Genomic DNA, 20,804 nt, shown 5'->3' on the forward strand with positions numbered 1-20,804 from the left:
TTAAAAACATTATTCTAATCTCTTTCACTAAACTACCTTCTACCTATATACATCACCCCCGCCTGAGGTTTACGCTTTTGTCGTTGCGGGGGCCCCACCGTACGGTGGGGCCCCAGCTGTGCTGCTTTTTGTTTTCTGATGAAATTCTTTTCGTCTCGCTCTTGGCTCGTTCTTGCAATTCATCCGGCTCATTGCTCGGGAATTCCTCGATGCGTGCCCGTCGGGGAAGGTTCTCCATGAGCCGCTCAGCTCGCACGAATGACCGTTTCCGGCCGCAGGGTCAGGCCCGCCCCGGCGGCAGTTCCGGCGGCATCGGACAGCGCCCCTCCCAGCCGCAGGGGGAGTTCGCGCTGCCGGTCACCGTCACCGCCGCCCTCCCTGCGGTGGCGACCTTCGGTGAACTGGACATGCCCGCGGAGCTGCTGAAGACGCTCACCGACCTCGGCCTGAACGAGCCGTTCCCGATCCAGGCCGCGACGTTGCCGAACTCCCTGGCAGGGCGAGACGTCCTGGGCCGCGGGCGCACCGGATCGGGCAAGACGCTCGCCTTCGGCCTGGCGCTCCTCGTGCGTACGGCCGGGCGGCGTGCGGAGTCGCGGAAGCCGCTGGCCCTGATCCTCGTCCCCACGCGCGAGCTGGCCCAGCAGGTCACCGATGCGCTCGCCCCCTACGCCCAGTTGCTGAAGCTGCGGCTGGCCACCGTGGTCGGCGGTATGTCGATCGGCCGGCAGGCCGGCGCCCTGCGTGCCGGGGCCGAGGTGGTCGTCGCGACTCCCGGGCGCCTCGCGGATCTCGTCGAGCGCAAGGACTGCCGCCTGGACCGGGTGGACATCACCGTCCTCGACGAAGCCGACCAGATGGCCGACATGGGCTTCATGCCCCAGGTCACCGCACTGCTGGACCAGGTACGACCCGACGGACAGCGCATGCTGTTCTCGGCAACACTCGACCGCAACATCGACCTCCTGGTCCGTCGCTACCTGCACGACCCGGTGGTCCACTCGGTCGACCCGTCGGCGGGCGCCGTCGCGACGATGGAGCATCACGTGCTCCAGGTCCGCGGCGCCGACAAGTACGCCACAGCCACCGAAATCGCCGCCCGTGACGGGCGCGTGATCATGTTCCTGGACACCAAGCACGCTGTCGACCAGTTCACCAGGCATCTGCTGAGCAGTGGCGTCAACGCCGCAGCGCTGCACGGCGGTAAGTCGCAACCCCAGCGCACGCGAACCCTGGCCCGGTTCAAGGACGGGCATGTCACGGTCCTGGTGGCCACCAATGTCGCGGCCCGCGGCATCCACGTCGACGACCTCGACCTCGTGGTCAACGTCGACCCGCCCGGCGACCACAAGGACTACCTGCACCGTGGCGGGCGTACCGCCCGCGCCGGCGAGTCCGGCAGTGTCGTCACACTGGTCCTGCCCAACCAGCGCCGGGACATGGCCCGTCTCATGGCCGACGCGGGCATCAGGCCGCAGATCACACAGGTGCGCTCCGGTGAGACCGAGCTGAGCCGCATCACCGGCGCCCAGGCTCCCTCGGGTGTCCCCGTCGCCGGCAGCGGGGTCGCGGAGCGTCCGAACCGCGGCGGCGCTCCCTTCCGAGGTCTGGGCACCCGCCCTGGCCGGGCCGGTCGCGGCGGTGGCGAGTCCCGCAGGGCTGCTGAGGCCCGCCAGACTGCCGAAGCCCGCAAGGCGGCCCGGATCCGCCGTGGCGCATAGGCCGTACGCGGCCGACCCGGCGGACCGCCTTGGCCGCGTGTCGTCGACTCCTTGAGCACCGCCTGACCGTCGGCACGGCTTTCAGCGCCTCGGCACCGTGCCGGACGGCCGGGCCGGACCGCCTCCAGGCGGCTGAGGCCCAGCGAACCCGCCCGCCGGATCCTCGCCGACCCCGGGAACATGACGTCGAGCAGCGAGCCCGCTCTCCTCGACCGCCTCGGCGAGTCGTAGCGGACCGGCCGACCACTGGTACGGGCAGCGGTCAGGAACCGTCTGATCGGAGCGGGGCCGTGCGGACGGAGGTGCGGCCCGCGTGCCCGGGTCACGCCCGTTTCCGGTCGGATTTCTCCCACACATGCTTCGCGCAAGGAACCATTCGCCGCGATCCGGCGCCCGTATGGCGGCGAACCAGCGCCCTCTTGCTGTCCGGTCCGCGACGACCGGATACAGGTTCGACTGTTTGCCTGCCATGATGTCGCGACGGTCGATGCAATGGTGCCGCGGTGGCGCGGCGTATCACCGACATTCCCCTGTGCTCGACCCTTATGTATCCGTGCTTTTGTGCACCCGACATGCACCATGCCACATAGGGAGGAAGAGGGAACCGAATGGCGGACGGCGCACGCCCGGCCAGGCGTGCGTGCCCCAGCACTTGCCTTTGGCGCACCCCGTCCCCGTACGCCCGGAAACTGCCGGGCGCCATGCGTCCCGCACCCGCCCGCGTGGCTGGGCGGAAATGCGGCAACGGCTCTCGGCGAGACCGCGAAACGCAGGGTGAACCACGGCCCGAGCGGCTGACCGCTTCCCGGTCCCGTGCCGGGCTGTTCCATTTCTTCTGTCGTCTGAGAACCACCGGAGAACGAGAGGCCTCGGAATGCGTTTCGGTCTTCTGGGACCGGTCGAGGTATGGCGGGGTGGCCAGAGCCTCGACATCGGACCGCCCAAACGGCGTGCCCTTCTGACCCGACTGCTGGAGGAGTCCGGCCGCTCGGTCTCCGCCGAACGGCTCCGCCACGACCTGTGGCCCCAGGCCAAGGGGAATCCGGGCTCCCTCTCCTCGGTTCACGCGCACATCAGCCGCCTGCGGTCTGCGCTGGAATCCGGCCGCGGGGAAGGCGAAGCCGGGCGGCTGCTGGTCCGGACGACAGCCGGCTACGTACTGACGGCACCGCGGGACTCCTTCGACAGCACGCGTTTCGCGACCGGTTTACGGCACGCCAGACAGGCCGAAGGGGCCGGGTCCACCACGTCCGCACGGCAGACGGTGGAGGACGCCCTGGCGCTGTGGCGGGGCTCCGCCCTCCAGGACGCCGTACGCTACCCGTTCGCCGTTGCCGAGGCGCGTCGGCTCGACGGGCTGCGCCACCAGGCCGAGGAGCTGCGCGCCCATCTGCTGCTCGCCGACGGGGAACCGGAGACCGCTGCCCTCGCCGCGGAGGCACTCGTAGAGGCAGCGCCGCTGCGCGAGGCGTCCTGGGCCATCCTGATGCGGGCGCTCTACGCCTCCGGACGGGCCGCGGAGGCGCTGCGCCAGTACGAGTGCTTTCGGATCGCGCTCGCCGAGGACCTCGGCGTCGACCCGGGGCCGGGCCTGCGGGAACTGCACCTGGCGATCCTGCGCCACGACGCGGACGCCCTGCACCTGCCGCGGACCCGGACCGTCCCGTCCGCCGCGACCTCCGCCGCCCCGGGCGCAGGCACGGAACTCCTGCCTCTGGTGGGCAGGACGGCCCAGAGCGATCGCGTGGCGACCCTGATGAGGGAGCCGCGGGAGACGCGGGACGGGCCCGCTGAGCCGTGCTGTCAGGGGAAGCCGGCAGTGGCAGGAGCCGACTCCTGGAGGAAGCCGCCGCCTGGGCTGGCAGCGCCGGCTTCCGGACCGCCCGCCTGCACTGCCGCGGGGCGCTGGACAACGTTCCGGGCGGCGGCCACGGACCCGCGGAGCGGCTGCTCACCGAACTGACCCGGCAGCGGGAAGCCCCGCAGGCGCCGACCGCGGTACTGGCCTCCCTCATCGGGGAACTGGGCCGACGACCCACCCTGTGCCTGGTGGACGACCTCGACGACCACTGCGAGGTCTGTTCCTGCTGGTGCCCGTCTCCGCGTCCCTGTTGTGGAAGCACGCCCGTCAACTCCACCACCGCCGCGGTGATGTCGACGCTCCTCGTCCTCGCACTCGCCCTGCCGGCGGCGTACGCGCTGTCCATCCGCCCGGTCCGCAAGTGGACCGACGTGATGTTCTTCTTCCTGTCCACGAAGATGCTGCCGGTGGTCGCCGGGGTGCTGCCGGTGTACCTGTTCGCCAAGGAAGCCGGGACGCTGGACAACATCTGGCTGCTGGTCATCCTCCACACCTCGATGAACCTGCCGGTCGCGGTCTGGATGATGCAGTCCTTCCTCGGCGACATCCCGGTCTCCATCATCGAGGCGGCCCAGGTCGACGGCGCCCGTCTGCCCACCATCCTCACCCGCATCATCGCCCCGGTGGCCGGCCCCGGCATCGCCGCCACCGCACTGATCTGCTTCATCTTCAGCTGGAACGAGATGCTCTTCGCGCGGGTCCTCACCGGCGTCACCGCCCAGACCGCACCGGTCTTCCTCACCGGCTTCGTGACCAGCCAGGGCCTTTTCCTCGCCCAGATGTGCGCCGCCTCGGTCGTCGTGTCCCTACCGGTGCTGGTCGCCGGCTTCGCTGCCCAGGACAAACTCGGCCAGGGCCTGTCCCTTGGAGCGGTCAAATGAAGGCTGCGCTCATCGAGGCGCCCGGCAAGGTCACCGTCACCACCGTCCCCGATCCGGCGCCCGATCCGCGCGAGGTGGTCGTCGGTGTCGCCGCCACCGGCCTGTGCGGCACCGATCTGCACATCCTCCAGGGGGAGTTCGCGGCCGCCCTGCCCGTCATCCCCGGCCATGAGTTAGCCGGCGAGATCGTCGCCGTCGGAGTCGAGGTCACCGAACTCGCCGTCGGTGACCGGGTGGCCGTCGACCCGTCCCTGCACTGCCACGAGTGCCGCTACTGCCGCGCAGGCCGCGGCAACCTCTGCGAACGCTGGCAGGCGATCGGGGTCACCGTGCCGGGAGGTGCGGCCGAGTTCGCGGTCGCCCCCGTGGCCAACTGCGTACGCCTCCCCGAACACGTCGACGTGGCGGACGCCGTCCTCATCGAACCGCTGTCCTGCGCGATCCGCGGCTACGACGTGCTCAACGACAGCACCCTCGGCGCCGAGGTGCTCATCTACGGCTCCGGAACCATGGGCCTGATGATGCTTGAACTGGCCAAGCGCACCGGTGCTGCCTCCGTCGACGTGCTCGACGTCAACCCCGAACGCCTGGCCACCGCCGGCAAACTCGGCTGCAGCCGCAGCGCGGCCCGTGCCGACGAACTCGACAAGCCCGGAGGCTGGGACTTCGTGGTCGACGCCACCGGGAAGGCCCAGGCCATCCAGGACGGCCTGACCCGCGTCGCCAAGTGGGGCACCTTCCTGCAGTTCGGGGTCGCCGACCACGCCACCACCGCCGTCATCGAGCCCTATCGCATCTACAACCAGGAGATCACCATCACCGGCTCCATGGCTGTGCTGCCCAGTTTCGAGCGGGCCGCCGCCCTCTTCGCCGCCGGGGCGTGGACCCCGTCCGCGCCCTCGACCTGCTCCGCAAGCTGTGCGACCTCGCCCACATCGTCAAGACCAGCGATGAGGACGCCGTACAGCTCTGGCCCCACGACGCTCCCGAGGTGGCCTGCCGCAAGCTCGCCGCCGACGGCCGTCTGGTCATCCTGACCCGGGGTGCCCGGGGAAGCAGTGTGTTCCTGCCGCTCGAGGACACCGTCTCGGTACCCGCCGTGGACGCCGGCATCGTCAACACCATCGGCGCGGGCGACGCCCTCATGGCCGCCATCCTGGCCCGTCTGTCCCGGGAGGGTGTGTTGCGACGCCGCGCACCCGCCCAGATCACACCGGCAGGCACGCGCCATGCTGCACCAGGGGGCCCTGGTGGCCGCCCGCGTCTGCGAACAGCCCGGCGCGGACCTCCCCTGAACCGCTCCGGTGCCCCGCCGACCACGGCATCGCCCGCATCGGAGCGGTACCGGGGGATGCCGGCACGGCGCGGCCCGCCGTGTCCGCCGCATGAACGGCCAACGGCCTCCCACCGGATGGAGCGGTGGGAGGCCGATTCGGGCACAGCGCGCATCAGTGCGGCATCAGATCACCATCGATACCAGCGGCCGCGGCCACCGCCCGCCGTGGTGGAGCGCATGACGAAGCCGAGCAACCACAGCAGCAGGACGGCGAGGGCCACCCACCACAGAATCTTGACGGCAAATCCGGCACCGAAAAGGATCACGGCGAGAAGAAGAACGATCAGCAAGGGAACCATATTGTGTGACCTCCTGGCGTCCCGTCTGCCCTGCTCTTACGCCTTCATTCACCACAAGCGCTTCGTTTATGAAGGGAATGCGGGGGCACCAGCCGGTTGACAGCGACTCAGGATCTACGAGGAGGCGTGTTCAATGACTGGCGGCGAGAAGGTCAGGGCGAAGACCGAGCAGGCCAAGGGCAAGGTCAAGGAGGCCCTGGGCAGCGCCATCGGCAATGACCGCATGACCGCCGAAGGGCGGGCGGAAAAGAGCATGGGTGACGCCCGAGAAGCCAAGGAAAAGACCAAGGGCGCCTTCAAGCGCTGACGTGACTTTCCCTTTTGGAAAGGGCCTTCCCGTTCGGGAAGGCCCTTTCCGTCGTTGTCCGTCGTCGGCCATGAACCGACACGCCGTGACGGGCTGCCCGGCCGGGACGACACGCCGTCGGGTACACCCCGGACGGCTCGTCGACACTCGAGGCTCGGGTTCGTGTCCGCCTGCACTACGGCAGCGGGAACGCCGAGGAGTGACCGTACGTCAGCCGCGTCTCATCCGGCGGCAGGGGCTTGGCACGGCAGCCCACGGGGTGGACCGGGCCGACTTGGCGTTTCAGCCGGTGCCGGAGCCGGGGCGGATGGTCAGGACCTGGTCGAGGCCGACGATCTTCAGGATGCGCAGGGTGTTCGGCGGGACACCGGTCAGGGCGATCTCGGCGCCGGCGGCGAGTGCGTGCTGGCGGGCGGCGAGCAGGGCGGTGATGCCGGTGGAGTCGCAGAACTCAAGCCGGGAAAGGTCGATGACCAGGCACTGGCCGGGCGCCAGGGTGAGGAGTTCGGCCTGTTGGCGCAGGGCGGCGGCGTGGGCGTAGTCGAGTTCGCCGGTCACGTGCAGCACGGGGCCGGCGGCGGCGTCGCGGTGGGTGATGTTCAGCGGGCTCATCATGGGAGGTGGTGGGTCGCGGGCAGGGTGTCGGGGTGGGCGGCGGGTATGCCGAGCGCGAGCAGGGCGGTGTCGTCGTCCAGGCCGTCGCCGAAACTGTCCAGAAGTCCGGTCAGTGCGGTGATCAGCTCTGACGCGCTGGCGGAGGCGTGGCCCGCGGCGAAGCCGCGCAGGGCGTCGTCGCCGTAGAGCATGTCGTTGGTGGGGCCGGTTCGGGCCTCGGTGATGCCGTCGGTGTAGAGCAGGAGGGTGTCGCCGGGTGCCAGCGTGGTCTGGGCGGAGGCGAACGGGGCGTCGGGCAGGACGCCCACCAGCAGGCCGCCAGGGGTCTGGAGGTAGTCGGCGTTGCCGTCGGCGCGCACGACCAGGGCGGGTGGGTGCCCTCCGGAAGCAAGACGGACCCTGACGTGTCCGCTGGTGCCCGGTTCGATCACGCCGTAGATGACGGTGCAGTAGCGGGGATCTCCGCCGGCCGCGTATCGCTCGTGCAGGGCCGTGTTGAGGGTGCGCAGGGTCGTCACGGGATCAGGGTTGTGGTGAGCCGCGGCGCGCAGGGTGTAGCGGGTCAGCGAGGTGAGCGCGGCGGCCTGCGGTCCCTTGCCGCACACGTCGCCGAGGAAGAACGCCCACCGTCCCTCATCGAGGTGGAACAGGTCGTAGAAGTCGCCGCCGAGCCTGTCGGGGGATGCCGTGTGGTAGTAGACGGCTGTCTCCAGTCCGGGCAGCGTGGGCAACGAGTCGGGCAGCAGGGACTGCTGCAGCACGGCCAGTGCGTCGGCCAGTCGTTGCCGGTCCGCTTCGGCCTGCCGGTGCGCCTGCTCGGCCTCGGCACGCGCCTGCTCGGCTTCTTCGCGGGCCTGCTCGGCTTCCTGGCGGCGTCGCAGGAGCTCTTGCTCGTAGGTGCGCCGGTCGGAGGCATCGAAGACGGTGGTGCGGATCAGAAGTGGTTCGCCTTCGCCGCTGTGCTTGATGCTGGAGGAGACCAGGACCGCCAGCCGGCCGCCGCCGGAGCTCTTCATCTCCAGGGCGATGCCGCTCAGCTCGCCCTGCATCCGCAGCAGCGGCGCGTAGTGGGTCTCGTGGTAGAGCTTTCCGCCGACGCTGAGCAGGTCGGTGAAGCGGATCCGGCCCACCACGGCCTCGCGTTCCAGGCCGAGCCAGTCCAGGAGAGTCGTGTTGATCTTGGCGATGGTGCCGTCCATCAGCGTCGACAGATAGCCGCAGGGTGCCGACTCGTACAGTTCCTCGGCGCTGTCCTCGAGCAGCGCGCTGAAGGCGGCGTCCGTCCCGGCTGTATCGCCTGGCCCGGCCGGTTCGGGCTCGCTGCCGGCGCGGCACATCACGGCCGGGCGCCGTAGTTCGACTCCAGCGACTCCAGCAACTCGTCGATGTCCTCCGCGCTGAAGCCACCGCGGTAGCCGTGGTCGTCGATGTAGCAGGGCGAGGGTGCCACCATCACCAGCGCCCCTACCCGCTCCGGCGCGGCCTGCGCCGCCAGCACACCGACCATGGCACTGACGGAATGCCCGACGAGGACCGCGTCGCGCAGATCCAGTTCCTCGCAGACCTCGACGACGTCGCGGGCGTAACCGTGAAGCGAGGAGTACCGCTCCCGGTCCCAGGCCGACAGGTCCGACCGGCCCGAGCCGACGTAGTCGAACAGCACGACCCGGTACCGCTCACTCAGCGCCGGCACCACCAGACGCCACATGTTCTGGTCGCAGCCGAACCCATGCGCCAGCACCACCACCGGACCGCCCGCAGGACCGGTGACCGTGACGCTGTTCCTGCGGCGGATATCCATGCCGGCCATCCTCTCACCTGCTCCGGAAGCCGCAGCCCCCGGGAGCTCAGGCCTGGGACGTCGGTGCGGCGAGCTCGCCCAGGTGGTGCAGTGAGTCGGCGAGTTGCCCCGGGCCGAACGGCGGAACCGGATGTCCCCCCGGATGGACCGGGCACCGCCGACCAGTCGTAGGTGAGCGCTCTTCGGGCCTCCGCGGGCGCGGAAAGGAAAGGGGACGTTCCCCATGCAGACGACGCGGGGAGGCGGACTCATCGGTCGTGTGAGCGGAGCCCGTAGCCGTGCCCGCTGCGTCGTAGGGCAGCCGACCGAGCGTGCGCCGTCTGTTGATGCACGGAACGGAGCGACGGATGTGGTAGTGCCTAACCCAGAGCGAGGACTGGTCTCGTCAGACCTGAAAGGTGCCACCAGTGTCAGACGGAGTACCGCGCCGAGAACCGGACGACGACGCACGGAAGCCGCATTCTCGGAGAGCGCTGCCGGTGACGGCGGACATGCCCGCGCTACCCACGACCGCGAGGCACGGCGGAACCGACCGTGTGGTGTTCGGTGTCACCGCTGCGCTGACGCTCGCCTTCGTCGTCTGGGGCTCCGTCGCCACCGGCACGCTGGAGCGGGTGTCCAGAGGCTTGCTGTCCGGACTGATCCACAACTTCGGCTGGGCCTTCGTCCTGGCCGCGTCCGGCTTCGTGCTCTTCGCGCTCTGGCTCGCCATCAGCCGCTATGGCTCCATCCCGCTCGGCCAGGACGACGAGGGCCCGGAATTCCGCACCGTGTCATGGGTGGCCATGATGTTCAGCGCGGGAATGGGTATCGGCCTGATGTTCTACGGCGTCAGTGAGCCCCTCGCGCATTTCAGCACTCCGCCGCCCGGCACCGATCCCGCTGACGCTGCCGAGGCCATGGCGACGTCCATGGCCACCACCCTGTTCCACTGGACGCTCCATCCCTGGGCCATCTATGCCGTGGTCGGGATGGCGATCGCGTACAGCACTTACCGCCGCCGCCGGCGCCAGACCATCAGCGCCGTGTTCGTGCCCCTCATCGGCGAACGGCACGCGTACGGGACGAGCGGACGCGTCATCGACATGCTGGCCATCTTCGCCACGCTGTTCGGCTCAGCGGCGTCCCTCGGGCTCGGCACCCTCCAGATCGGCAGCGGTATCAGTGAACTGGGCTGGATGCAGAAGGCGGGCACGGGACTGCTCGTCAGCATCATCGCCGTACTTACACTGGCTTTCGTCGCGTCCGCCGTGTCCGGGGTGGAGAAGGGCATCCAGTGGCTGTCCAACATCAACATGGTGCTCGCGCTGATCCTCGCGGTGTTCGTCTTCATCGCCGGACCCACCATCGCCGTGCTGGATCTGCTGCCGACCTCGATCGCCACCTACTTCGGCGAGCTGCCGCTGCTCGCCGGGCGTACCGAAGCCTCCAGCGGTGCGAGCGTGGCCGACTGGCTCGGGACGTGGACCGTCTTCTACTGGGCCTGGTGGATCTCCTGGACCCCGTTCGTCGGTATGTTCATCGCCCGCATCAGCAGGGGGCGTACCATCCGCCAGTTCGTCGGCGGCGTCATCCTGGTGCCGAGCGTCGTCAGCCTGTGCTGGTTCGCGATCTTCGGCGGCACTGCGATGACGCTCCGCGCACAGGGGCGCCTCGGTGGGGAAGAGACGCCTGAAGGACAGCTCTTCGCGGTGCTGCGGCAGTTCCCTGCCGCCACGCTGATGAGCCTCTTGGTGATGGTCCTGGTGGGCATCTTCTTCGTTTCCGGCGCTGACGCGGCGTCCCTCGTCATGGGAACCCTCTCCCAGAAGGGCGCCCTGGAGCCGGGCCGCTCCGTCGTCGTCTTCTGGGGCCTGGTCACGGGGGCGGTCGCCGCGGTGATGCTCCTCGTAGGCGGTGGTCAGGGAAATGTGCTGGCCGGTCTGCAGAACCTGACGATCCTGGTCGCCGCACCGTTCGTGGTCGTGATGCTCGGCATGTGCTTCGCACTGATGCGCGACCTGAGACGCGACCCGCTGATCGTGCGCGGTGAGCGGGGCGAGGAAGCCGTCGGCCTCGCCGTCATCGAGGGCCACGAGAAGTACGCCGGCGACTTCGCGATCCACATCGGGCCGTCGCCGCAGCCGACGGGCGAAGGGGACAAGGTCCCGCCCGCGCGGAGCTGAGCCGCGGCTCGGGGGCGGTTCCCACCGCCCGGTGCGGCTGAGTTTCCCGGACCGGCAGCCGGCCTCCCGTGCTTCCTCACTTCCTCTGCGAGTGCACTTGAGGTGCCGGAGACGGCTCGGGCTCCGCGGTGTGGTGGGCTGCCGCCGCAGCGGATCACCACCGCATGCGCACGTCCTCGGCCCACCCCAGAAGCCGGTTCACCGCGATCCGCTCGCCGTCGTCGGTGCGGATCGAGCCCGTGTAGTGTCCGAAGCACTGATCGGTGCGGTTGGCGATGAGACCGATGTCGCTGCGGGTGGATCTGTTGTGGAACGGTGTGAAGACCAGGTCCACCTGCGCCGGTTCACGGCTGCGGATCGACCAAGGTGCCAGGTGGTCCTCGGGGGACCAGCGCCACTCCAGCTCTTGGCCGATCTTGCTGATCCGGCCGTCCACGCACACCGCGTTCTCCGTCGTGCCGGTACCGCGAGTCCAGCGCCCGCCGAACTGCAGGCCGACGGTGCGGCCGTCCGTGCGCCCGGACGCGGCGCCCCAGTTCCACGCGATCGAGCGCGGCCACCGGCCACGTCCGTGGTCGAGGGTGCCCCAGGCGTCTTCGCCGAACTCCAGGACGTCGTCACCGATGCGCACCGCGCCCGTCGCGGGCCTGGCCGTGTGCTTGGAGGTGTACTGGAAGCGGCGTTCGTCCCAGGGCACGACCACGGAGAGCGTCTCGTGCCCGTCGGGCAGTGCGACGAGGAGGTCCACTTCCACCGGGAGGCGCTGCGGACTCAGACAGCGCGCCCGCAGCCGGGTGGCCGCGCCCTCGCCGTGGATCTCGATCCGCACCTGCCCCCTGGCCGGCCGCCGAGGTCCGGCCACGAGCGCGGGCGAGTCCGGCGCTCCGGCGATGGTGTCGGGCAGGCGGACGCCGAATCCGCCCGGCACGATCGCTGTGCGCTCGAACTCCCTCTTCGTGGAGCCGTATTCCAGAACGTAGACCGAGTTCAGGGCCAGGTAGTCGAGATCGCTCACGGTGAGGGCCACGAGGTGGGTCGGTGTGGTCACGCACCAGTACTCCCACCGCTTGGTCCGTCCCCAGCCGGGGATCCGGCAGCGGTGCAGGGGGCGGCGGGACCAGCCGATCGCGGCCGGTTCGACTCTCCCGTCGCCACGGCAGAGGTCGACGGGAGCGGTGATCTCGCGCTCATGCGTGGCCATGGCGGGACCCTATCGAGCGTCCCGGACGAACCTGGCCCGGCCCTGGCGGCGTCGAGCCGGTGGTGGTGTGATCCTGGAGACCGAACGAAACGGGGACTCGTCATGACCGAACTGTGGAACGCCGACAACCCCAAGGTGATAACGCTTCCCTCGGGGCGGATGATGCGGGGACGCGGACTCCGGTACGAGCTGCCGGAGGGGCGGACTCCCGCGTTCGCGGTGCACTTGACGGATCGCCGGCCGCCCGAGCCGCCGTGGGAGTCTCTGTGGATCGGCTGGCGGGACTTCTGGCTTCCCACCGACCCCGTGGACGCGATGCGCAAGCTCCGCATCGCCTACGACCGCGCCGCGGGCGAACGCGTGGAGGTCTGCTGCGGAGGTGGCGTCGGACGGACCGGCACGGCGTTCTCCGCGATGTGTGTCCTCGAGGGTATGGATCCCAGGGAAGCCGTCACGTGGGTGCGGCGGAACTACCACCCCCGTGCGGTCGAGGTGCCGTGGCAGCGGCGTTTCGTCCGGCAGGTCTTCGCTGCCGCCAGGTCGGGCCCGGGGCAGTTCGGGTAGGGCCTGCGGCTGATGCGCCTGCCGGACGGCCGGTGGCCTGAACGATCAGCGTGACGCCCGGGTGGCCTGGCCCACCGACTCCACCAGTGGCAGAAGCCGATGAGGTACGCGCTCGCGCAGGGCCATCTCCGTGCGCGTACGGACCACGCCCGGCATGTTGATCAGCTGCTGGATCACGTCCTCGAGGTGGTCGTTGTCGCGGGCCACCACCCGGGTCAGCAGATCGCCGCCGCCGGTGATCGAGAACGCTTCGACGATCTCGGGCACCTGGGCGAGCAGGCCGCCCACCTCGTCCAGGTGCCCCTGGGTGACCTCGATATGCACGAAGGCCAGCACCGGGTGACCCAGCGCGGCCGGGGACAGGAACGGCCCGCTGCCCGTGATCACTCCGTCCCGCTCCAGCCGGTCGATACGGGCCTGGAGGGTGCCCCGGGCGATGCCGAGGATGCGGGCGTACTCCCGCACGCTGGTGCGCGGCTGCTCGATCAGCAGACGCAGAATGCGGGTGTCGAGCTCGTCTACGGCCATGGTTGGTCCGCCCCTTTCAGGCCATTGCCCCACCGGTCCCGGGGCTTCCTCTGTGCCGTTGGCTCGCCTGGACTCGCCAGAATCACCTTTGGCTGTACCAATGGTCCAGCATACTTGGTGCGACTTGAGCCGCTGGGGCAGTAGATGTTCTCATAGGGGTGTCAACGGCGCTGCGGACCCCCGCGGCGCCTTTTTCGTGCCATCACCTGTGATGCCACGACGAGGACTACGAGGAATTCGAGTAAGGGGCGGAAAGCAGTGCTCAAGAGGGTGTTCGTGGCTCCGGACCCCGGGTTGCTGCGCCTGCGCAGCGGCCTGCGGGCCGTCCTCGGCGTCGCGTCGGCGGTGGCCGTCTGCGCACTGACGGGACAACCGCTTCCCGCGGTGATCACCGGTGGACTCGCCGCGATGCTCGCCCTCTTCACCGTGACCGACGCGACGGTCTCCGCCCAGGCCCGCACCACGGCGCTGCTGCCCGTGGTCGGCATTCCCTCACTCACGCTCGCGGCCGGTCTGCACGGGCAGTCGCTTGCGCGCGACCTGGCCTTCCTCGCCGTCGCCGGGGCGGGGGTGTACGCGCGGCGCTGGGGTCCGCGAGGTCACTCGCTGGGTGTGTTCGCGTTCATGACCTTCTTCGTGGCGCAGTTCCTGCGCACGGTTCCCGGGCAGCTGCCCGGGCTGTACTCCGCCATCGCGTTCGCCCTGATCGCCTCGTCCGTGGTCCGCTTCGGGCTCTGGTGCTACGAGCGGCGGCTGCCGTCGCCGCTCGTGCCGTCCCCTCCCGGTGGCCGGGGCCTCGACCGGCCGAGCACCCGCCAGGCAGCCCAGGTGGTGGTGGCGGGCGGGTTCGCGCTCGCCGTGGGCCAGTTGCTCTCGCAGGACCGCTGGTACTGGGCCGTCGGCGCGGCCTGGTGGATCTTCGTGAACACCGCGTCGCGCGGCGAGACCCTGGTCCGCGGGTTCCGAAGGATCCTCGGCACCGTCCTCGGTATCGCGGCCGGGCTGCTCGTGGCCATGCCCGTGCATGGGGCGGTGCTCCCCACGGCCGCCCTCGTGGCGGTGTGCGTCTTCGTGATCTTCTACACCGCCCCCGTCTCGTACAGCTGGATGATGCTGTCCGTCACCGTGCTGGCCGCTCTGCTGTACGGGCTGCTCGGGGTGCTGGAACCGGGCCTGCTCGCGCTGCGGCTCGCCGAGACCTGCGTGGGCGCACTCGGAGCCGTGCTGGCCGTGGCGTTCGTGCTGCCCATCACCACGCACACCGCCACCAACGCCTGGATCCGCAGGGCCGTCGGCTGCGTGCACGCCTGCACCAGGGCCGCGATGGACCGGCTCGCCGGGGACGAGAACGCCGACCCGGCCCGGCACGCCGCCGAACTGGAGGTGCTGCTGGCCCGGGTGCGGATGTCCCTGGCGCCGCTGGTCCATCCCCTCAGCCCGTCGCGCGCACGGGGGACACGGGCCCGGCAGGTCCTCGATCTGCTCGACGACTGCGCCCGTGAGGTGCGCGGACTCATCGCTGTCGCCGCCGACCCCGAGGCCTCCCACGACGCCCGGCTGGCCGCTGCCTGCTGGCGGCTGGAAGCCGCCGTACACGCCCTGGAGATACCAGGCGCCGTGCGGGACGAGCTGCCCGCCGAAACCCCGGCATCCGCCGGTCGGCATCACCCGGGCGCCGAGGCCGCGCTCATGCACCTGCACGGTCTTGAGAAGGCGCTCGCCGGTCTGGCGGACCCGCTGCGCTCATCGCCGCGCTCCCCGCTCATGCCCGTCTGACGTCTACGGCGACGCGAGCGGCGTCCGTACCGGGACCGGCTCGCCATCGAGCTGACCACCTCGCTTCGAGTACGTCCGCGCCGGACCGGATGGCGGCGGAACCCTGATGCGATCGTGAACGAGGCGCGTGCATTCCGCACTTAGGGGGTGGATCAGTCCGTGTATGGGGTAGTCCGGTCGTCAACTGTGAGCCATGGTCCGTAATCCGTTGATCACAAACCGTTGATCGCGGACCGTCTTCCATGGTCCGCTGTCCGGCGTCCGCTGTCCTCGTCCCGTTCAGGCCCGGAGGTGCCCACCATGCGGAAGTTCCTTCGACGAGCCGTCGCGCCCAAGGACCGGCCGCCACGTGCCGCGTCCGGCGGCGGGCACGTTCCGGTGGACCCCGGGGCGCCACCGGGGCAGTGCCCGGTGCATCACGGCCCCCCCGGACAGTCCTCCGGGGGCTGGGGTGAGAGCGGGCGGGACCCGGACGCACTGCACCGGGAGGCCGAGGAGTTCCTGCGGCTGTTCCACCATGAGCAGCCGACCGCCGGCGGTCCGGCGGCGCTGACCGCCAGGATCGCGGCTGTGTACGCCGAGATCGACGCCACCGGCACCTACCGGCACACCCCGGCGGAGCTCGCCCACGGAGCCCGCGTCGCCTGGCGCAACAGCAACCGGTGCATCGGCAGGCTTTACTGGCATTCCTTACGGGTCAGGGACCGCCGTGATGTCCACGACGCCGACACCATGGCCGTCGAAGCGGTCGCCCATCTGCGGGAAGCGACCAACGGCGGTCGAATACGCCCGGTGATCACCGTCTTCGCGCCCGACGCCCCCGGCCGCCGCGGCCCCCGCATCTGGAACGAACAGCTGGTGCGTTACGCCGGCTACACCGCACCGTGCGGCAGCGGTTCCACCGGCGATCCGCGCAATACCGGGATCACCGCCTACGCCCAGCGGCTCGGCTGGCCCGGCGGCCACGGCACCCCCTTCGACGTCCTGCCTCTCGTGATCCAGGGAAGCGACGACAAGCCCCGGTGGTTCGAACTGCCCGCCGACGCCGTGCTCGAAGTGCCGCTGTCCCATCCCGACGGCGACTGCGTCGACGACCTCGGACTGCGCTGGCACGCTGTGCCCGCGATCGCGAACATGTGCTTGGAGATCGGTGGGGTCTGCTACCCGGCCGCACCCTTCAACGGCTGGTACATGGGCACCGAGATCGGTGCGCGCGACCTCGGCGACACCGACCGCTACGACCTCCTCCCGGCTGTCGCGGCACGACTCGGCCTTGACACGTCCAGCGACCGGACCCTCTGGAAGGACCGCGCACTCGTCGAGCTCAACCGCGCCGTGCTGCACTCCTTCGACCGGGCCGGTGTGACGCTCGCCGACCACCACACCGAGTCCCAGCGCTTCCTCACCCACCTCGGCCGCGAGGAGGAGAAAGGGCGCCGGGTGGGCGCCGACTGGTCCTGGATCGTGCCGCCGATCTCCAGCTGTGCGACCCAGGTCTTCCACCGCACCTACGATCCCGTGCAGCTCAAGCCGGCCTTCGTGCACCATCCAGAGGCTCTGGTACGCGCCCGGGGCGAGGACACGGCGTTCTGAGCCGACCGGCCGCATGCCTCCCGGCTTGCGGGCGCGTACACGAAGGGCCCGTACCGAGCGGTGCGGGCCCTTGCGCGGAATGCCCGGGTCAGTGGGGCTGAGCACCCGGCGGCTGCATCGGGATGCCCAGCGTGCTCGTGTACTGGGACAGCACCAGCCGCCCGATCGCCGGGTACGCGCCCAGCGGCTCGGCCGCCGCGCAGCCCGCCTCGGCGGCGGCGGCGGCCAGCAGGCCGACCGGCAGCTCGGGGCCGACCAGGTACGGGGCGACGGCGAGCTGGACCGAGCCGGAAGCGCGCAGCTCGTCGGCTGTCGCCGCGATCGCCCCTTCGCGGTCCAGTGCTGCGGCCATCACGGGCACGGCGAGCCGGGCGGCCAGCAGCATGCCCGTGATGCCCGCGGCCTGTACGGCATCGTCCCCGCCGACCGTGGCCAGGACGATGCCGTCGGCGGCCGTCGCGACGGTGAACAGGCGCGCCCGGTCGGCGCGGGCGAGCCCCGCCTCGGAGAGCCGGACGTGCAGCGCCTCGGCGAGCAGCGGATGCGGGCCGAGTACGTCGGTCAGCTCCGCGGTTCCCCGGCTGTCCATGACCGCTTGGCGGATGCGGCGGGTCAGGGCGCTGTCCGGGCCCGCGAGCAGCGGCACCACGACGGATGCGGGACCTTCCGGCTCCGCGACCTCACGGCCGGCTGCCCTGGCCAGCTCATACCGTTCGGTCCGCAGCGCGGCTGTCCCGGCAAGCACGCTCCCCAGCGTGGGGTACTCGGTGTCGTCACCGTCGAGGTAGCCGATGACGGCATCGAGCCCCGGCAGCTCGGAGCGGGCAATGCTGATGACTTCCTCGGCGAGGCCGCGTATCGCGGCAGAAGGGGTGCCGGGCACCGCGAGGACGAGAGCGGGCGCGCCCTCGGGGGCCACCACGGGCTCCGGGCGGCGGTGCCGCCCGGACTGGCGGGGTCGCGGCATTCGTACTGGCAGGCCGGATGCTGGCCCAGTGGGGGAGCTCATGGCGCCGCATGCTACTGGTTTTGCCCCGGTGGCTGTTCGGGGAGGGGGCAGTCGAGTACCGTCCATCCGCTTATGCCCGATAGGTTTTCAAGCGGCTCTATAGGCGATTTGCGCAGTTCTGCGGGTGGGGCTTCATCGGCTGATCGTCACGTGGAGCATGCGCCCGTCCCGGGGCATGATCAGCCGATCCGTCGCCAGTGCCGCGGCCAGCGCCAGAGCGCCGGTCAGTGGGTCGCCTGCGGCGGGGACCCGCCGCGCATGCGGGAGCAGCCGGGACAGCTCGTCCGTGAGCGGACCCAGCAACGGCCGGCCCAGCCTGAGCAAGCCTCCGGTGAGGGACACTTCACACTCCCCGGCCCCGAGCGGCGGGCAAACGGCCGCGGCCGCGGCCGCGATATGACCGGCAGCTTCGGCGAGGACGCGCGCGGCGACCGGATCGTCCGCCGCGCACGCGGCGACCTCCGGAGCGAAGGAAGCCAGCAGAGCGGGGCGGTCGGAGCGCGGATACAGCAGCCCCGGCAGCTGGTCGGGCGGTCCGAACGACTTCTCGAGCCGCGCCAGCAGCGCCGCCGAACCGCCCACGCGCCCGTCGTGCGCGCGCAGCGCCGCATCGAGGCCCGCCCGTCCGATCCACGCCCCGCCGCCGCAGTCCCCGAGCAGATGCCCCCAGCCGTCCGCCCGCCGCCAGTGGGACAGATCGGTCCCCAGCGCGACCATCCCGGTGCCCGCCGCGACCACGGCTCCCGGCCGCTGTCCGAGTGCCCCGGCGTATGCGGTCACCGCGTCAGCGGCGAAGGCCATGGCGCTCGTCCCGAACTCGGACTCCAGCGCCGCCGGAAGCGCGGCCCGCAACTCGTCCCCGAGGGTTGCCATCCCCGCCGCCCCGATCACGAGCGCTTGCGGTCCCGACGCGCCCACCCGCGCGAGCAGCGCGTGTGCCATCGGCAGCAGCCGCTCCAGCAGCATGGCCGCGTCGATACCGGCGGGGCCGGTGCGGACGGGCTCCCCCGAGACGAGCGTGTCGCTGCGGCCAGGGTCGTCGACGGGCGCGAGCGCGACCCGCAGCCCCGATCCGCCCGAGTCCGCACCCAGCACCCATCGCCTCCGGCCGGCGCCCCCGGTCACCGTCGCCCCGGGACACACGCCAGCGCACGCGGCCGCTGCCGGACGGAGGTGCTGCGCCACTTCATGGACCAGCTCCGGGGCGAGTGGGGGAGGGGAGTGACGGCGTCACCCTATCCGCGTGAAGCCATGAGACGACCGGATTCGAAAAGACACTCCGTGCACCAGTAGAGTGACGCGCCGTGGCAGCACGACCGTTGAACGAACTTGTCGAGCCCGGCTGGGCGGAGGCGCTGGGCCCTGTGGCCGAGCGCATCGCCGCGATGGGGGATTTCCTTCGCGCGGAGATCGCCGCGGGACGGACCTATCTGCCTGCCGGTGCTCATGTACTGCGGGCTTTCCAGCAGCCGTTCGACGAAGTGCGGGTGCTGATCGTGGGTCAGGACCCCTATCCGACCCCCGGCATGGCCATCGGGCACAGCTTCGCGGTCGCGCCCGAGGTGCGGAATCTGCCCGGCAGCCTGGAGAACATCTTCCGGGAGATGCACACCGACCTGGGGCTGTCCCGGCCCTCCAACGGCGATCTGACCCCCTGGACCGAGCAGGGCGTGCTGCTGCTCAACAGGGCGCTCACCACCGCCCCTCGCAATCCCGGCGCGCACCGTGGCAAGGGCTGGGAGGAAGTGACCGAACAGGCCATCCGTGCGCTGGTCGCCCGGGGCAAGCCCATGGTGTCGGTGCTGTGGGGCAGGGACGCCCGCAATCTCCGCCCCTTCCTGAACGGCCTGCCGGCGATCGAGTCGGCCCATCCTTCTCCCATGTCCGCGGACCGCGGATTCTTCGGTTCCCGCCCCTTCAGCCGTACCAACGAGCTCCTCGTGGGCCTCGGTGCACAGCCGGTGGACTGGCGCCTGCCCTGAACGCGTCAGCCGAGCACGGCCGCACGTACGCATAGCACGTCCGGCAGATGTGAGGCGAGCTGCTGCCAGCTGTCCCCGTCGTCGGCGCTCGCGTACAACTCCCCGTTCCTGTTGCCGAAGTAGACGCCTGCCGGGTCCGCGCCGTCCGTGCACATCGCGTCGCGCAGCACCGTGCCGTAGTGGTCGCCTTCGGGGAGCCCGGCGGCGAGGGGCTCCCAGCTGCTGCCCGCGTCGTCCGTTCGGTAGACCCGGCACCGGCGCCCGGCCGGGACACGGTCCGCGTCGGCATTGATCGGGAAGACATAGGCCACATCGGCGCGGTGCGGGTGTGCGGTGACCGTGAAGCCGAAGTCCGACGGCAGCCCCTCGCCGATGTCGGTCCAGTGGGCGCCCGCGTCGTCGCTGCGGTAGACGCCCCAGTGGTTCTGAAGGTAGAGCCGGTCGGGGTTCCCGGCGTCCTGTGCGATCTTGTGGACGCACTGGCCGAACTCGGGGTCGGGGTCAGGGAGGAAGACCGCGGAGACCCCCTGGTTGGAAGGGGCCCAGCTGGCACCGCCGTCACGGCTGCGGAACACCCCGGCCGTGGAGACCGCGACGGTGACGGAGTCCGCGTCCCGCTGATCGGTGATCACGGTGTGCACGGCCTCCCCGCCACCTCCGGGAACCCACTGCGACCGTGTGGGGTGCTCCCACAGCGGGCGGACCAGCTCGAAGGTCTCGCCGGCGTCCTCCGAACGGAACAGCGCCGCCGGCTCCGTCCCCGCGTAGACCACGTCCGGTGCGACGGAGCCGGCCGGATGCAGCTGCCAGACGCGCTCCAGGGAGGCTCCGGTGTCCTTGGGGAACTTCACGGCGGGCTTCGCCGGTTCGGTCCAGGTCGCGCCGAGGTCGTCGGAGTGGAAGACGGACGGGCCCCAGTGGGCGCTGTCGGCCCCGACGAGCAGCCGGGGGGCGGGGCGTCGGGTGTCGATGCCGATCGAGTACACGGCCTGCGCGTTGAAGTGCGGGCCGTCGAGCTCCCACCCGCCGCCGCGCCTGCGGCCGAGGAAGAGCCCTTTCCGGGTGCCCACAGCGAGCAGCACGTCGTTCATCACCGACACCTCCATGACGCCGTTGTCGCGGGTACGGGCCAGTCTGCACCCGACCGCTGACAGCGCCCCAGGAA

At 70.7% G+C, this 20,804-nt stretch carries 17 protein-coding genes and 3 pseudogenes; 11 read left to right on the forward strand and 9 right to left on the reverse strand.

The annotated features are described in order from the left end of the window. The first annotated feature begins 236 nt into the window (after nucleotides 1-236). The 5 genes and pseudogenes from ABZ532_RS19355 to ABZ532_RS19375 form a co-directional block, all read left to right on the forward strand. Complete coding sequence (locus ABZ532_RS19355; protein WP_361284650.1) at nucleotides 237-1,721, forward strand: DEAD/DEAH box helicase; 1,485 nt, start codon at nucleotides 237-239, stop codon at nucleotides 1,719-1,721. Between the two features lie 874 nt (nucleotides 1,722-2,595). Beyond that, nucleotides 2,596-3,684, forward strand: a complete 1,089-nt coding sequence (locus ABZ532_RS19360; protein ID WP_361284653.1) for a BTAD domain-containing putative transcriptional regulator — start codon at nucleotides 2,596-2,598, stop codon at nucleotides 3,682-3,684. An 86-nt stretch (nucleotides 3,685-3,770) separates the two neighbouring features. Beyond that, nucleotides 3,771-4,463: a carbohydrate ABC transporter permease gene (locus ABZ532_RS19365; protein ID WP_361284655.1), complete on the forward strand. Its 693-nt coding sequence runs from the start codon at nucleotides 3,771-3,773 to the stop codon at nucleotides 4,461-4,463. After that, nucleotides 4,460-5,341 (forward strand): annotated as a pseudogene (locus tag ABZ532_RS19370) (zinc-dependent alcohol dehydrogenase family protein); the annotation flags it as partial. The gene ABZ532_RS19365 and the pseudogene ABZ532_RS19370, both read left to right, overlap by 4 nt. Before the next feature lie 2 nt (nucleotides 5,342-5,343). Continuing rightward, nucleotides 5,344-5,583: pseudogene (locus tag ABZ532_RS19375) on the forward strand (PfkB family carbohydrate kinase); the annotation flags it as partial. Nucleotides 5,584-5,927: 344 nt separating this feature from the next. On the opposite strand, the gene ABZ532_RS19380 reads toward ABZ532_RS19375, so the two are convergent. Continuing rightward, nucleotides 5,928-6,098, reverse strand: coding sequence for a hydrophobic protein (locus ABZ532_RS19380; RefSeq protein WP_361284657.1), 171 nt, complete (start codon nucleotides 6,096-6,098; stop codon nucleotides 5,928-5,930). A 133-nt stretch (nucleotides 6,099-6,231) separates the two neighbouring features. Between ABZ532_RS19380 and ABZ532_RS19385 the strand changes: the two genes are divergently transcribed. Continuing rightward, nucleotides 6,232-6,405, forward strand: coding sequence for a CsbD family protein (locus ABZ532_RS19385; RefSeq protein ID WP_361284660.1), 174 nt, complete (start codon nucleotides 6,232-6,234; stop codon nucleotides 6,403-6,405). A gap of 282 nt (nucleotides 6,406-6,687) precedes the next feature. Here the strand turns inward: ABZ532_RS19385 and ABZ532_RS19390 are convergent, their stop codons facing one another. The 3 genes and pseudogenes from ABZ532_RS19390 to ABZ532_RS19400 all read right to left on the reverse strand — a co-directional run. Then, the gene (locus tag ABZ532_RS19390) at nucleotides 6,688-7,017 is read right to left on the reverse strand and encodes an STAS domain-containing protein (RefSeq protein WP_361284759.1); all 330 of its coding nucleotides are present in this window, start codon (nucleotides 7,015-7,017) and stop codon (nucleotides 6,688-6,690) included. Further along, nucleotides 7,017-8,357, reverse strand: coding sequence for a SpoIIE family protein phosphatase (locus tag ABZ532_RS19395; protein WP_361284762.1), 1,341 nt, complete (start codon nucleotides 8,355-8,357; stop codon nucleotides 7,017-7,019). Before ABZ532_RS19395 ends, ABZ532_RS19390 begins: the two co-directional genes overlap by 1 nt. Nucleotides 8,358-8,371: 14 nt before the next feature. Beyond that, a pseudogene (locus ABZ532_RS19400) lies at nucleotides 8,372-8,821 on the reverse strand (alpha/beta hydrolase); the annotation flags it as partial. A gap of 491 nt (nucleotides 8,822-9,312) precedes the next feature. Between ABZ532_RS19400 and ABZ532_RS19405 the strand changes: the two are divergent. Continuing rightward, a complete protein-coding gene (locus ABZ532_RS19405) occupies nucleotides 9,313-10,986 on the forward strand; it encodes a BCCT family transporter (protein WP_361284663.1) in 1,674 nt (557 codons plus the stop codon). Nucleotides 10,987-11,140: 154 nt separating this feature from the next. Here the strand turns inward: ABZ532_RS19405 and ABZ532_RS19410 are convergent, their stop codons facing one another. Then, nucleotides 11,141-12,187, reverse strand: coding sequence for a DUF2804 domain-containing protein (locus ABZ532_RS19410; protein WP_361284666.1), 1,047 nt, complete (start codon nucleotides 12,185-12,187; stop codon nucleotides 11,141-11,143). A 102-nt stretch (nucleotides 12,188-12,289) separates the two neighbouring features. Between ABZ532_RS19410 and ABZ532_RS19415 the strand changes: the two genes are divergently transcribed. Beyond that, on the forward strand, nucleotides 12,290-12,751 hold the full coding sequence (locus ABZ532_RS19415; RefSeq protein ID WP_361284669.1) for a protein phosphatase: 462 nt from the start codon (nucleotides 12,290-12,292) through the stop codon (nucleotides 12,749-12,751). A 45-nt stretch (nucleotides 12,752-12,796) separates the two neighbouring features. Here the strand turns inward: ABZ532_RS19415 and ABZ532_RS19420 are convergent, their stop codons facing one another. After that, nucleotides 12,797-13,279: an Lrp/AsnC family transcriptional regulator gene (locus ABZ532_RS19420; protein ID WP_361284672.1), complete on the reverse strand. Its 483-nt coding sequence runs from the start codon at nucleotides 13,277-13,279 to the stop codon at nucleotides 12,797-12,799. 258 nt (nucleotides 13,280-13,537) lie between these two features. Here ABZ532_RS19420 and ABZ532_RS19425 point away from each other — a divergent pair, with 258 nt between their 5' ends. Together ABZ532_RS19425 and ABZ532_RS19430 are read left to right on the forward strand one after the other, a co-directional pair. After that, nucleotides 13,538-15,055, forward strand: a complete 1,518-nt coding sequence (locus ABZ532_RS19425; protein ID WP_361284675.1) for an FUSC family protein — start codon at nucleotides 13,538-13,540, stop codon at nucleotides 15,053-15,055. 300 nt (nucleotides 15,056-15,355) lie between these two features. Continuing rightward, the gene (locus ABZ532_RS19430) at nucleotides 15,356-16,648 is read left to right on the forward strand and encodes a nitric oxide synthase oxygenase (RefSeq protein ID WP_361284678.1); all 1,293 of its coding nucleotides are present in this window, start codon (nucleotides 15,356-15,358) and stop codon (nucleotides 16,646-16,648) included. Nucleotides 16,649-16,736: 88 nt separating this feature from the next. Here the strand turns inward: ABZ532_RS19430 and ABZ532_RS19435 are convergent, their stop codons facing one another. Then, complete coding sequence (locus ABZ532_RS19435; protein WP_361284681.1) at nucleotides 16,737-17,657, reverse strand: hypothetical protein; 921 nt, start codon at nucleotides 17,655-17,657, stop codon at nucleotides 16,737-16,739. A 132-nt stretch (nucleotides 17,658-17,789) separates the two neighbouring features. After that, nucleotides 17,790-18,782, reverse strand: a complete 993-nt coding sequence (locus ABZ532_RS19440; protein WP_361284684.1) for a BadF/BadG/BcrA/BcrD ATPase family protein — start codon at nucleotides 18,780-18,782, stop codon at nucleotides 17,790-17,792. Nucleotides 18,783-18,961: 179 nt separating this feature from the next. Between ABZ532_RS19440 and ABZ532_RS19445 the strand changes: the two genes are divergently transcribed. After that, entirely contained in the window at nucleotides 18,962-19,639 is a 678-nt protein-coding gene (locus tag ABZ532_RS19445; RefSeq protein WP_361284687.1) for a uracil-DNA glycosylase, read from the forward strand. A gap of 5 nt (nucleotides 19,640-19,644) precedes the next feature. Here ABZ532_RS19445 and ABZ532_RS19450 read toward each other — a convergent pair whose 3' ends face one another. After that, a complete protein-coding gene (locus tag ABZ532_RS19450) occupies nucleotides 19,645-20,730 on the reverse strand; it encodes a sialidase family protein (RefSeq protein WP_361284690.1) in 1,086 nt (361 codons plus the stop codon). Nucleotides 20,731-20,804 lie beyond the last annotated feature (74 nt).

The organism is Streptomyces sp. NPDC019396 (assembly GCF_040632375.1).
Taxonomy (GTDB): Bacteria; Actinomycetota; Actinomycetes; order Streptomycetales; family Streptomycetaceae; genus Streptomyces.